13 protein-coding genes are annotated in these 13,124 nt (G+C 43.2%); all 13 read right to left on the bottom strand.

Annotation, left to right across the window (positions count from 1 at the left end; translation table 11 throughout):
• Positions 1-6: 6 nt before the first annotated feature.
• On the bottom strand, positions 7-936 hold the full coding sequence (locus ACXAFV_RS07960; protein WP_475125587.1) for a peptidase U32 family protein: 930 nt from the start codon (positions 934-936) through the stop codon (positions 7-9).
• Positions 933-1,583, bottom strand: a complete 651-nt coding sequence (locus ACXAFV_RS07955; RefSeq protein ID WP_475125585.1) for an O-methyltransferase — start codon at positions 1,581-1,583, stop codon at positions 933-935. Before ACXAFV_RS07955 ends, ACXAFV_RS07960 begins: the two co-directional genes overlap by 4 nt.
• 225 nt (positions 1,584-1,808) lie before the next feature.
• Positions 1,809-2,909, bottom strand: a complete 1,101-nt coding sequence (gene mltG, locus ACXAFV_RS07950) for an endolytic transglycosylase MltG (protein ID WP_475126094.1) — start codon at positions 2,907-2,909, stop codon at positions 1,809-1,811.
• A gap of 214 nt (positions 2,910-3,123) precedes the next feature.
• On the bottom strand, positions 3,124-3,411 hold the full coding sequence (locus ACXAFV_RS07945; RefSeq protein ID WP_475125584.1) for a DUF1292 domain-containing protein: 288 nt from the start codon (positions 3,409-3,411) through the stop codon (positions 3,124-3,126).
• Positions 3,412-3,426: 15 nt separating this feature from the next.
• Complete coding sequence (ruvX, locus tag ACXAFV_RS07940; protein WP_475125582.1) at positions 3,427-3,843, bottom strand: Holliday junction resolvase RuvX; 417 nt, start codon at positions 3,841-3,843, stop codon at positions 3,427-3,429.
• Between the two features lie 3 nt (positions 3,844-3,846).
• A complete protein-coding gene (locus ACXAFV_RS07935) occupies positions 3,847-4,113 on the bottom strand; it encodes an IreB family regulatory phosphoprotein (protein WP_071619018.1) in 267 nt (88 codons plus the stop codon).
• 83 nt (positions 4,114-4,196) lie between these two features.
• Positions 4,197-6,830, bottom strand: a complete 2,634-nt coding sequence (alaS, locus tag ACXAFV_RS07930) for an alanine--tRNA ligase (RefSeq protein ID WP_475125581.1) — start codon at positions 6,828-6,830, stop codon at positions 4,197-4,199.
• Positions 6,831-7,184: 354 nt separating this feature from the next.
• The gene (locus tag ACXAFV_RS07925) at positions 7,185-8,255 is read right to left on the bottom strand and encodes an AI-2E family transporter (RefSeq protein WP_475125579.1); all 1,071 of its coding nucleotides are present in this window, start codon (positions 8,253-8,255) and stop codon (positions 7,185-7,187) included.
• A 99-nt stretch (positions 8,256-8,354) separates the two neighbouring features.
• Positions 8,355-8,495 carry a YrzQ family protein gene (locus ACXAFV_RS07920; RefSeq protein WP_175990931.1) on the bottom strand — a complete coding sequence of 47 codons (141 nt, stop codon included), beginning with the start codon at positions 8,493-8,495 and terminating at the stop codon, positions 8,355-8,357.
• A gap of 6 nt (positions 8,496-8,501) precedes the next feature.
• Positions 8,502-8,687, bottom strand: coding sequence for a hypothetical protein (locus tag ACXAFV_RS07915; RefSeq protein WP_071619022.1), 186 nt, complete (start codon positions 8,685-8,687; stop codon positions 8,502-8,504).
• 245 nt (positions 8,688-8,932) lie between these two features.
• Positions 8,933-9,943, bottom strand: a complete 1,011-nt coding sequence (bioB, locus tag ACXAFV_RS07910; protein WP_475125578.1) for a biotin synthase BioB — start codon at positions 9,941-9,943, stop codon at positions 8,933-8,935.
• 22 nt (positions 9,944-9,965) lie between these two features.
• Positions 9,966-10,562, bottom strand: a complete 597-nt coding sequence (locus ACXAFV_RS07905) for a biotin transporter BioY (protein ID WP_475125576.1) — start codon at positions 10,560-10,562, stop codon at positions 9,966-9,968.
• A gap of 154 nt (positions 10,563-10,716) precedes the next feature.
• Positions 10,717-13,116: an SF1B family DNA helicase RecD2 gene (gene recD2 / locus ACXAFV_RS07900; protein WP_475125574.1), complete on the bottom strand. Its 2,400-nt coding sequence runs from the start codon at positions 13,114-13,116 to the stop codon at positions 10,717-10,719.
• Positions 13,117-13,124: the final 8 nt, after the last annotated feature.

Raw genomic sequence — 13,124 nt, 5'->3', positions numbered from 1 at the left:
ATTGGTTCAATACACCGTTTCTTTAAAGAAGAACCCTGTATCCAGCAGGCGATTTTCGGGCTGAAGCAGTTTTGCTTCCTCTAACAGCTCATCCTTCATTTCTTCGTACTGTTCTTCATCCTGTACAAATAAATCAATCGCTTTTCGATACAGTTTCGTGACTTCAACTACGTATTCTGAGGATTTCAAAACTCCATCGATCTTGAATGAATCAATTCCGGCTTCCATCATTTCGCCAAGCTCATCAATGATGCACATATCATTCGGGCTCATGATATGAGTACCATTTTCATCTTCGAAAATAGGGTATTTGTTATGACGTTCTTTGTCATGAAGGAACATATTTTTCTGCTCCTTGCGGTTTTCTACTTCCAACACTTTTCCTTGATACTCAAAATAGTTACCGAGGAGGGAGCGTTTCGATTGGAACATGCATGTCATGCCATGCACTTGAACTTCGACTTCCACTTCCGCGTTTTCCTTGATTTCCATAATGGCATCCATGCTTAATTCACGGGCAAGGACTGCACGCTTTGCACCTTTTCTGCCCCAGTAATTGCATGTATACCAATTTGTCGCCGTCGTTTCTGTGTTCCAATGCAGATTCATATCCGGTGCCGCTGCTCTTGCGGCCATCAATACAGCAGGATCGCCAAAGACAATGGCATCCGCCTCAGCATCTTTTAAGAAGGAAATATACTCTTCAAGATCCTCGATTTTATCATTATGAAAAATCGCATTCATTGCGACGTATACCTTTTTACCGTAGCTGTGGGCAGTCTTAATGGCTTTCTTTATGTCTTCTTTTGAGAATTCCCCTGCCAGGCGCAATCCGAATTTTTGTTCACCGATGATGAATGCATCTGCTCCGGCATGGGCTAAGGGTTCAATATCTGAGATGGATGTCGGGGTCACCAACAACTCAGGCTTTTTCACGTTCGTTCACCTCTTTTTTTGCTTATGGCAATACCATCCCCTACTGGTAAGATGGATGTTTCATAATCTTCATGATTCATTAGCCAAGCATTATATTTCTGCAGCTTTTTGACCATGTTCCTGATTCTTTTTTGTTCGATTTCTTCTTCTGCAACAAGGCCCTTGAATAAAACATTGTCTGAATATACGACGCCGTTTTCGGAAAGCATCGTTGAGTAAAGATCAAAAAATTTCTGGTATTGGCCTTTTGCAGCATCAATAAAAATGGCATCGTACGGGCCATGTTTCTCTACCTCTTCCTGAAGTTCGAGAGCATCACCAAAAAGAGTATGAATACGGTCGCTGTGTTCTGAACGTGTCAAAAATGCCTGTGCCGCCCCGTACCGCTCTTCGTCCCGTTCAATTGTCGTTATTTCCGTTCCGGGCAGTGCTTCCGCCATTCTTAGTGCAGAGTATCCGATGGCCGTCCCGATTTCGAGAATACGGGCAGGCTGTTGAATGGATAGTATACCCAAAAGGGCCTCAATCCCTACCAGCTCCATAATGGGTACATGATGTTCTTCAGCATACTTTTCCATTTCTGCCAGAAGTGGGGAACGTTTTCTGGTGATTGATTCTATATAGTTAATAACCTGCTCGTTCATCATATGTTTTCACAATCCTCATCTGTAATCTACCTTATGACTTCGGTATAACATGAAAAGAAGAAAGCTGCTCTGAGCTTTCTACTTCATTACACTTATCCATATAGATAACGCACATTTATGAAAAATAACTTGTACTATTTTAACACAAAGAGAAGAGGAAAGCGAATGTTTCTTTCCTCTTCTCCTGCTGCCGAAGTTGATTCACAACTGCTTTCACAGGATGAATCATTCGGATTTATTTGTAATATATTTAGCTTTCTTTTCATTGTGCTCCTCAAGCGTTTCTGAATAATAGACAGAACCGTTGGAGGAAGCAAGGAAATAATAATAATTCGTGTCTTCCGGCTGAAGTGCCGCTTCAATAGATGATAGTCCTGCATTAGCGATCGGACCCGGTGGGAGGCCTGTCACTTTATACGTATTATAAGGTGAGTCCACCTCTAAGTCCTTGTAAACCGTACGGGATTTATGCTCTCCGAGTGCATAAAGGACGGTAGGGTCGGTTTGAAGGGGCATCCCTTCCTCGATGCGGTTATAGAACACACTTGATATCTTGCCTCTGTCTGCTTTTTCAGTTGCTTCTTCTTCAATCAGGGAAGACATCGTTAATAATTCGTGTGCTGTATACTCTCTATCCGCCATAGAATCTTGGTATTGTGCAAGCACTTCATCGGTTTGAGCGATCATTTTCGTGAGTATCTCCTCCAGAGAAGGTTTCTTTTCATAGAAAGAATAGGTTGCCGGATAAAGATACCCTTCCAGCGATCTCTTGATCTCTTTATTGAATACTTCGTCTGTTATTAAGTTCGGATATTCCTTTTTTAATTGCTCGATCCATTTCTTGTCATTCAGTTTCTTTTCAATTTCATCTTTTTTATATGGGGACTTATCTGCGATAATTTCTGTAATTTTATCCAGTTGAAGTCCTTCAGGTATCGTAATTTTGAATTCTGCCTTTCTCATAACCTTGCCTGTCTTTAAGCTATTGACGATTTCATTCAGCGTCATGGAAGGTGTCAGATCATATGAACCTGCCTGAAATCCAGATTCATTATTGAATTTAACATAGTATTTAAAAACTGTTGCGTTTTTCACAATACCATTTTCTTCAAGGATATTACCAATGGAAGTGACTCCGGATCCAATCGGGATCTCCACCTTCACCGGTTTGCTATTATCCGGTTCCACGGGCTTCAGGGCAGACTTCACATAAAGGTATCCACCGACGGCCGTGCCTCCGATTATAATAATAAGCGATAAAAAGATAAGTCCGACAACTTTACGAATGACTTTCGCCTCTTCTTGTCTTTCCAAGAGTTTGTTCATAAGCGTTTCTTTTATTTTATTTTTATCTTCCAACTCTTCATTCCCCCTTTCGAGCAAAAAAGCGGGATATCCGTCATGTTGATTTCGACATCATCTTCCCTATTATACAATATTTTGCACAAAGTGAAACAGGGACCGGCAAAAAGGAATAAAAATTATCCTTTCACCGATCCCTGTCTTTATAATCCTTTATAATTGAGAGGTTTATTGAGGTTTATTCGCCCTCTTCTTCATCCAGGAAAGTATTCAGCATTTCTTCGATCATGTCCCACTCTTCTTCTGTTTCAATCGGCTTTAATTCGCCTTCTTCACCTTCGTCACCAGGAACGAATGCAGAAGCATGGATTTCGATTTCTTCTTCATCATTTTCATCTGATCCAAGCGGATAGTACAGAACATATGACTTGTTGAATTTATCTGATTCAAATGTGAATAGGACTTCACATAGCTGTTCATTTCCTTGTTCGTCCACTACTGTAATTTGTTTTTCTCCGTGTTCCATTGAACATTCACCTCATTATTTTTGACTGTCAAGATATCCCTGAAGAATCATCACTGCAGCCATTTTATCAATCACTTTCTTACGTTTCTTTCTGCTGACATCCGCTTCCAGGAGGACCCTCTCCGCAGCCATCGTACTTAAGCGTTCATCCCAATATTTAACCGGTATGGAAAGCTCACGTTGTATCAGATCGCCGTAGGCCTTTGAAGCCTCCCCGCGCGGTCCGATTGTATTGTTCATGTTTTTTGGAAGCCCGACAATGATTGTTTCCACTTCGTATTCCTCGGCCAGCTCCTTTAAACGGTCAATACGGAAGTCGCCTTCTTCTTCATTGATTCTCACTGTTTCGATTCCTTGAGCTGTCCAGCCAAGGGCGTCGCTTATTGCAACGCCTACAGTTTTAGAGCCAACGTCCAGTCCCATTACTCGCATTCATTATCCCTCTTTATGCTGTTTCAAATACGATTTGACTAATTCTTCGATGATTTCATCACGTTCCAAGCGACGGATGATATTTCTGGCATCTTGATGTCTTGGGATATAAGCAGGATCCCCAGATAATAAATACCCAACAATTTGATTGATCGGGTTATACCCTTTTTCTTGAAGCGCATCATGAACTTGAAGCAAAACTTCCTTGACGTCATGTTCAAATGGCTCATCAGAGAAATCAAATCGCATCGTTTTGTCAAAAGAACTCATTTTTAGCACCTCTCTTCAGGCTTGTCTTTCAAACAAACGAATTGTTAATCGTTACCTACATTGTACACCACTTTAACGCAGAGTTAAACGGATTTAACCCATTCTTCTACAAATTGCAGTGCTTCCTCCAATTTCTCAGGGTTTTTACCTCCGGCTTGTGCCATATCAGGACGGCCGCCCCCACCGCCGCCGCAGCGGGATGCGACTTCTTTAACAAGTTTTCCTGCATGATATCCTTTGTCCACTAAATCCTTGGTAACTCCGGCAATCACGTTCACTTTGCCATCACCTGCAGTACCCAGGACAATGACAGCGGATCCGAGCTTCTGCTTAAGATCATCCATCATAGTCCGCAAAGCATTGCTGTCACCCGCTCCGACTTTAGCTGAAAGTACGTTGATTCCGTCGACTACTTTCACTTGATCGGATAAGCTTCCTGCTTCTATGTTAGACAACTTCGCTGCTAATGATTCATTTTCTCTTTGCAGTTCTTTCATTTCCAGCATCAAGGCATCCACACGGTTTACAATATCTTTCGGGTTCGCTTTCAGTTTGTTTGCCGCTTCTTTCAGGAGTGACACTTGTCCGTTCAGCAGTTTATAAGCATTTTCTCCTGAAACAGCTTCGATTCTTCGTGTTCCTGCACCGATGCCGCTTTCAGAAACAATTTTGAACAAACCGATTTCAGATGTGTTGGAAACGTGGCAGCCTCCGCAAAGCTCAAGGCTGTAGTCACCGATGGAAACAACACGGACTTCTTCCCCGTATTTCTCGCCGAATAATGCCATCGCACCCATCGCTTTTGCTTCAGCCAGGGATTTAAGATCCGTATTCACTGAAATGGCTTTCCACACTTGCTCATTCACGATGCTTTCGATTTTCTCCATCTCTTCATCCGTGACCGAACCGAAATGTGAGAAGTCGAATCGCAGACGGTCCGGTTCCACTAAAGATCCGGCCTGATTTACATGTTCACCAAGTACATCCTTCAGGGCCTGGTGCAGAAGATGGGTGGCTGTGTGGTTCTTCTCCACTTTCTTCCTTGAATCACGTGATACTTTCGCTACAATTTTTTGATTGGTTTCAAGCGTGCCCTCTTCCACGATTCCAGTGTGAAGATTTTGTCCGTTCGGTGCTTTCTTAACATCGGTTACATAAACTTTAACACCATCGCCTTCAAGATATCCTTTGTCACCGATTTGTCCGCCGCTTTCTGCATAGAAAGGAGTCTGATCAAGAATGAACTGGAATTCCTGTCCTTTATCCACTTTTGGCTGCCTGTCCTTATCGACGAGAACCTCCACTACAGTCGCATCCGTTTCCAGGTTGTCATATCCTACAAACTTACTTTCCGCAGTGATATCACTTAAGATACCGCCTTGCACTTGCATGCTTCCGACATCCTGACGTGCAGCACGTGCTCTTTCACGCTGGCCTTCCATTTCCTTTTCAAAGCCTTCGTGATCGAGAGAAAGTCCTTCTTCTTCAGCATATTCTTCGGTTAACTCCACAGGGAAACCATATGTGTCGTAAAGTCTGAATACATCTTCACCAGGGATTGTATTGCTTCCTGCTTTCTTTTCTCTTTTTACAATGGAAGAAAGAATCGCCAGTCCTTCATTTAACGTTTCATGGAAACGTTCTTCTTCATTTTTCACTACTTTTTGAATGAATTCCGCCTTCTCCTTTACTTCCGGGTAGAAATCTACCATGATCTCAGAAACAACAGGGACCAATTCATACATGAACGGACGGTTGATCTCGATTTGCTTTGCAAAACGGACGGCACGGCGCAGTAATCGTCTCAAGACATACCCACGTCCTTCGTTTGAAGGAAGGGCTCCGTCACCGATTGCAAACGACACCGTACGGACATGATCGGCAATTACTTTGAAAGCTACATCTGTTTCTTCTTTTTCGCCATATGTCCTTCCTGAAATCTTTTCAACAGCTTTCATGATCGGCATGAACAAATCGGTATCGAAGTTGGTAGGAACTTCCTGAACGACGCAGGCCATTCTTTCAAGTCCCATCCCTGTATCGATGTTTTTCTTAGGAAGCGGTGTATACGTGCCATCAGGATTATGGTTGAACTGGGAGAAAACCAGATTCCATACTTCAAGATAGCGGTCGTTTTCACCGCCGGGATATAATTCTGGATCTTTTGGGTCATCACCGTATTCGGGACCGCGGTCGTAGAAGATTTCAGTGTTGGGTCCGCTTGGGCCTTCCCCGATATCCCAGTAATTCCCTTCGATGCGGATGATGCGTTCAGCGGGAACTCCGACTTTTTTGTTCCAGATCTCAAATGCTTCTTCGTCCTCTGGATGAATGGTGACGGATAATTTCTCAGGGTCGAATCCGATCCACTTTTTATCAGTCAGAAATTCCCAAGCCCATTCGATCGATTCTACTTTGAAGTAGTCCCCGATCGAGAAGTTTCCAAGCATCTCAAAGAACGTATGATGGCGGGCCGTTTTCCCTACGTTTTCAATATCATTCGTACGGATGGATTTCTGTGCATTGACGATTCTCGGGTTTTGCGGAATGACACGTCCGTCAAAGTATTTCTTTAATGTTGCCACCCCGCTGTTGATCCACAGCAGTGAAGGGTCTTCATGAGGCACAAGCGATGCACTCGGTTCTACGCTGTGACCTTTTTCTTTAAAGAAATCTAAAAACATTTGGCGGATTTGTGCGCCGGTTAACTTGTTCATTTGAATTTCCTCCTTTAGTTATGTACTTAAAAAAGAATACAAAAAAGCCCTCATCCCAAAAACAGGGACGAGAGCTGACTCGCGGTACCACCCTGGTTGTGAATATGGAAAATCCCTATATTCACCCCTCATACACCTTAACGCGGTTCAACGGCAGGGTTTTCCTGCACTCTGGATTAGCATTCGGTCATCCTTCATCTGGAACTCCTTTCAGCCTTGGAAGTTCCTCTCTTATATGCATTCTGCACTCAGATGGGCTATAACCTACTGGATCCTTCATCATTTTCTTCTTGTAAACTTTATTGTATATGTTGGATTATAGAAATATTCATTCCTTTTGTCAATGTTATCCTATCAGTTTTTTGCATTAAGAAAATGTGTCCTTCCATGTAAAATGGCCACCTTTATCACGGCAAGGACAGGAACGGCTACAATCATCCCGATGACGCCTCCGATTTCTCCCCCGACTATAAGGGCACCCATGATGAACAATGGATGCATATGGAGACTTTTCCCGACAATCATGGGTGATAATATGTTTCCTTCGAGAAATTGCAATACAACAACCAGGATGACGACATAGAGAATCATTTTCAATGATAAGGTACTCGCTACTATCACCGCAGGAATAGCACCGATGACCGGACCGAAATAAGGAATGACATTGGTGACACCCATGATGACACCAAGTATCAACGGATACTTCATATCCAAAAACCAAAGCACAGCTGCAGAGAGTCCTCCGATGATCAGGCAGACCAGCAGCTGCCCACGGATATATCCGCCGAGCGACTCATCGACATCCTGGGAGAATCTCAGCGCACTTTCCCTCCATCTCCGCGGTGTCAGCTCCCAAAAGAATTTCTTCACTTTTGTAATATCCTTTAATAGATAAAATGAGACAAAAGGTACAATTGCAATGATCAACAGGCTGTTCATCAGCTTCAAAAGAATGGCAAGCGCCGACGCAACAAGACCCGTCAGCCAGTCTTCGATTCCTTCAATTCTCTCTTCCAATTGTGTCTGAATCCCATCCGGCCAAGTCGAGGTTTCACTTTGTATATAATGAAGCCACTTCTGGTATTGGGACGTGAACATAGGTGCATTTTCCGATAAATCTCTCAACTGATGAATGATGACGGGGGTTCCCTTGTAAAGACTATACCCCAAACCGCCGAAAAAGAGGATGTATATGAGCATGATGGCGATTCCCCGATGTATGCCTGCTTCATGAAGCTTCTCCACCAAAGGGTGAAGCAAATACGCGATGAAACCACCAATCATAAATGGAAGAAGGGATATGAGCACTACATCTAAAATCGGATGCCATACAGGCCTGAGTAAAAAGAGTATATACAGGAATACGGCACAGACTAGTGCTATGGACAGCCTGTACAGCCACTTGGCATAATTTCTTGTTTCCACCTGCACCCCTCCTTCTTATTGTATATTGTTAGAAGTTGGGGGAGGTTTTTATACAATAAATATAAAAACTGACTCCCCTGGGCGGAGAGTCAGACATAGTTAAAACATTTTCTTCATTTGTCTGCGAAGTCTTTTCATTTGTTTACGGTTCATCATATTTGATCGCTGAGAATAAATGGATGCTGCGATTCCCGCTCCAAAACCAACAATCGATGCAAAAGTTCTGTTCAAGAAAGACACCTCTTCCTAGATTAATTGGCGGTCTTCCTCATCGAACAAGTCGTCTAAAGAGCTTAACGATCCATCTTCTTCCACCTGATGAGTGTGAATGACTCCTTTTGACAAGGAAAGCTCAATAAAGCATCCCCAACAATAATATTGGTTGATCCCGATCTTCCCTATATCTTTACTCTGGCAGTTTGGACATTTCATCGTAAGGTCACCTCTATTGCACCAGAAAAACTGGTGATTATTCCCTACCATCATGTCCAACCAGAGTGAAAAATATACCTGCCCGAGAAGAAACACGCCTGAACGGCACCCTCATCGTTCACCGTTCTTATTTAGTGTGAGATATTTTCCTTAATTCATGAGGAGATACTTTTACCAAAGAAGCCAGCAAAAAAACGGATGAAACTTAGTTCCATCCGTTTTTCATGAATAAGGTGTGCAGTCATTTATTGATTCACCAGATCTTCAGCGGTGATTTCATTTGTGTAGTCAATTTCGAAGCCGAGGTCTTTGAGCATTTGGTGATCGGCCGTTTCCTGCTGACCGGCTGTTGTCAGGTAGTCACCTACAAAGATTGAATTTGCAGCATACAATCCAAGTGGCTGTAGACTGCGCAGATTCACTTCACGTCCGCCTGAAATCCTGATTTCCTTTGTAGGGTTGATGAACCTCATCAGGCATAGTACCTTCAAGCAATATCTTGGATCGAGTTCATTTGTCCCCTCAAGAGGTGTTCCATCGATTGCATGAAGGAAGTTAACCGGTATTGAATCGGCATCAAGCACTTTCAGGCTTCTTGCCATATCCACTACATCCTGATAGCTCTCTTTCATGCCGACAATGATTCCGGAGCAAGGGGAAATTCCTTGCTTTTTAGCAAGTTCAACCGTATTCACACGGTCTTCATATGTATGGGAAGTAGTGATTTGTTCATGATGGTTTTCTGACGTATTAATATTATGATTGTAACGGTCTACGCCTGCTTCTTTCAGCTTTTGTGCCTGCTCTTCCTTTAACAAGCCGAGGCAGGCACATACCTTCATGCTGTAGTTTTCCTTGATTTCTTTGACTGCAGATACCACTTTATCAACGTCGCGGTTAGTAGGACCTCGGCCGCTTGCCACGATGCAGTATGTCCCGACGTTTAAATGATGAGCCTTCTCCGCACCTTTTAAAATCGTATCCTTATCCACCATCGCATATTTCTCGATCGGTGCTTTTGATACGATGGACTGCGAACAGTATCCGCAGTTTTCAGGACACAGACCTGATTTGGTATTAATGATCATATTTAGTTTAACTTTATTGCCATAATAATGCTTCCTGATATGATAGGCACTGTTCAGAAGCTCCAACAGTTCCTCGTCCGGACTTTGTAAAATCGATAATGCATCCTCGTCGCTGATTTCTTTCCCCTCAAGAACCTCAAGTGCTAGACTCTTCCATGATTTGTTCATAACATATCCCCCTAAAATATTATTATGCTGCGCGATTTACATTTCTGAACGTACTCTTCGACAGAACGGATTTCTCCAACCGGTGAGCCATGATCCCTGCGCAAACCGCTAAAATGATATCCTTCGGCAGTGGAACGACCATCCAGGACCATACCAATCCGTACGTCAAGCCATCTGGAGCTTGGGCCCAAAGTTTGTAAGCTGCATACATCCAATTAGTCCCGACAATATAGTTGACGGCCATACCGACCAATGCTGCAATGATATAACCTTTAATTCCCCTATGCTTTTGAACAATCTTGCCTGTTATATAAGCTGTGAATATAAATGAAATGATGAAGCCGAATGTCGGGCTGATAATCGATGAAAAACCTGCTCCGAAACGTGCGAACACCGGTACTCCAACTAAACCGACTAAGGCATAGACAGCCATGGAGATAGCTCCTATACGGCTCCCTAAAATGGCGCCGGCCAGAATTGCGAAAAACGTTTGGAGAGTGATGGGAACTCCGCCGATGACCAGGAATGGTACGAAGGATGTGATGTTTGCACCTACAGCCATAAGTGCCACAAACATACCAGCCAGTGTCAAATCAATGGTTCTTAGTTTTCTGTTCATGTCTCTCTTCCCCCAAATTGAAAGTTAATTACTATTTAAGAATATCGTTCTCCGCAACTTAATGTCAACCAATATTTAATTTTGGTTTACTTAAAAGACATAAAAAGGTTAACAAAAAACAGACTATCGTTCTTTGTTAACCTAAGCAAAAAGATTATTCAACTTCCATGAAATCATAAGGGGTAATCCCTTCCATCCCAATCATTGGATCTTCCTTCATCAACGCTTCAGCCATAGTCAGAATGTCATTATCCTTGTCATCCCCGTCATATCCATTCCCTTCCACAATGAGGGAAAGCTTTTCACTCAAAGTAGTTTTCCGCATGAAATCGTCTTCTCTTTCCACCCCGAGTTTAAATGCCTCCATTTCCCCGCAGAGGATAAGAAACTGTTTACTTCTGGTGATCGCGGTGTATAGAAGGTTTCTGCGCAGCATACGGAAATAACTTTTCACGACAGGTAAAATGACAATAGGAAATTCACTTCCCTGTGATTTATGAATCGAACAGCAGTAGGCATGGGTAATCTGGGTTAAGTCCTGTCTTGTGTATGTAACTTCATTACCTTCATAAGAGACGATGATCATATCCTGCTTTTCCGTATTTTCTTTTGCATAGAAAATCGAAACGATTTCCCCGATATCTCCGTTGAATACATTGTTTTCAGGTTGATTAACAAGCTGCAGTACTTTATCACCGATGCGGTAATGAACGTCTCCGAAGGAAATTTCTTTCCGAGAACCATCATTGCTGTTGAAAATTTCCTGCAGTAACTTATTCAGGTTGTCAATTCCAGCTGACCCTCTGTACATGGGGGCAAGTACCTGTATATCTTTTGGGGTATAGCCTTTTTTCTTAGCGTTTTCGACTACCTTCCGGACGACTTCAGCTATTTGATTCGTCTGGCACGGGAAGAAGGATCGGTCCTTTTGCTGCTTTGTCAGATCGGCCGGTACCTTCCCTTTTTTCATGTGATGAGCAAGCTCTATGATTGAGGAGCCTTCTGCCTGCCGGTAAATATCCGTCAGCCTGACTGTTGGGACGGCCCCGGACCGAAGCATATCCTTCAATACCTGTCCCGGCCCTACAGAAGGCAGCTGATCTTCATCCCCTACAAAGATCACTTGAATATCATCCGGCAGTGCTTTCAACAATTGATGTGCAAGCCAAGTATCGACCATTGACACTTCATCGACGATCAGGAGCTTTCCTTCTATCGCACGTTCTTCATCACTTTGGAAACCTTCCTGTCCGTTCCAGCCCAGTAAACGGTGGATGGTCATCGCAGGAAGTCCTGTTGATTCGGTCATGCGTTTAGCCGCTCTGCCTGTGGGAGCAGTCAGTAAAACCGGAAAAGGCTCATCTTTATAGTCTTTTGGGTCAAGAGAACATCCGTGAAGATCAGCAAATAACTCTACTATACCATTGATGACAGTTGTCTTTCCGGTACCCGGTCCCCCTGTCAGCAGCAGCATGGGAGACATCAGAGCTGTTTCAATGGCTTCTCTCTGCGAAGGTGCATATTGGACGCCAAGCCGGTCCTCTAACGCACCCAGTGCCAGCAAAAACTCAGATTGCGGAAATTGATCTTCATATTGCTTTTGCGCTAATAGTTTCTCGATGCTCGTCACAATCCCTTTTTCAGAGAAATATAAAGAAGGGACATACACTTTGGAGCCTTCCCCGATCAACTTGCCTTCTTCCTCAAGTGAAACCAATTGACTGGATATCTCAGTATACTCGATTTTTTCCGGCTGACTCTTTTCCAGCAATTCCTTTACCGTCACAATCAGTTCTTCCGCTTCAAGATATACATGGCCCTGCTTTACACAGACTTGTTCAAGGGTATAAAGACATCCTGCCTTGATCCTGTCAGGATGGCTGCCGGTAATCCCGATCTTCGAGCCCAGCTCATCCGCCCTTGTAAACCCGATCCCTTCAATGTCTTCGACGAGTTTGTATGGATTATTCTGAATGATCTCCAGCGCCTGTTCTTTATATGCCTGGTAAACCTTCATGGAAATCTGCGGTCCGAACCCCAGATCATTCAGAACGATCATCACACGTTCCAATCCCTGATGCTCAGTCAAAGTATCATAGATGTTTTTTGCTTTATCGGGAGGAAGCTTTGGAACCTCATCCAATACGCTTGGGTTTTCAAGGATTTTTGAAATGGCATTTTCACCGATATGCTCTACAATCTTCTCCGCTGTTTTTTTACCTATACCTTTAAATAGATCACTGGAAAGATAATGGACGACACCTTGAGTTGTTTGCGGTATTTCTTTTTTGAAATGTTTCGCATGGAATTGCATACCGAATTTCGGATGCTCTTGAAAGCGTCCGTAAAACACATATGTTTCTTCTTCATGGATGCGGGGGAAATGTCCAGTGATGACTGCTTCCTTTTCTTCGTAGGAATGGTTTGTTTCATCCACCCGGATCCGGACAACCGTATAAAGATTCTCCTCATTATGAAAAATCGTCACAAGATGCCTGCCCTTAATATATATTTCTTCATCTCCAAACAGCTTCAAAGAATCTTGCTGGCTCAAGGCTTGTG

It is taken from the genome of Rossellomorea sp. ABR4_012, assembly GCF_056159545.1.
The sequence above is the reverse complement of the archived record's forward strand: the minus strand, read 5'-3'. Positions and strand labels throughout refer to the sequence as shown.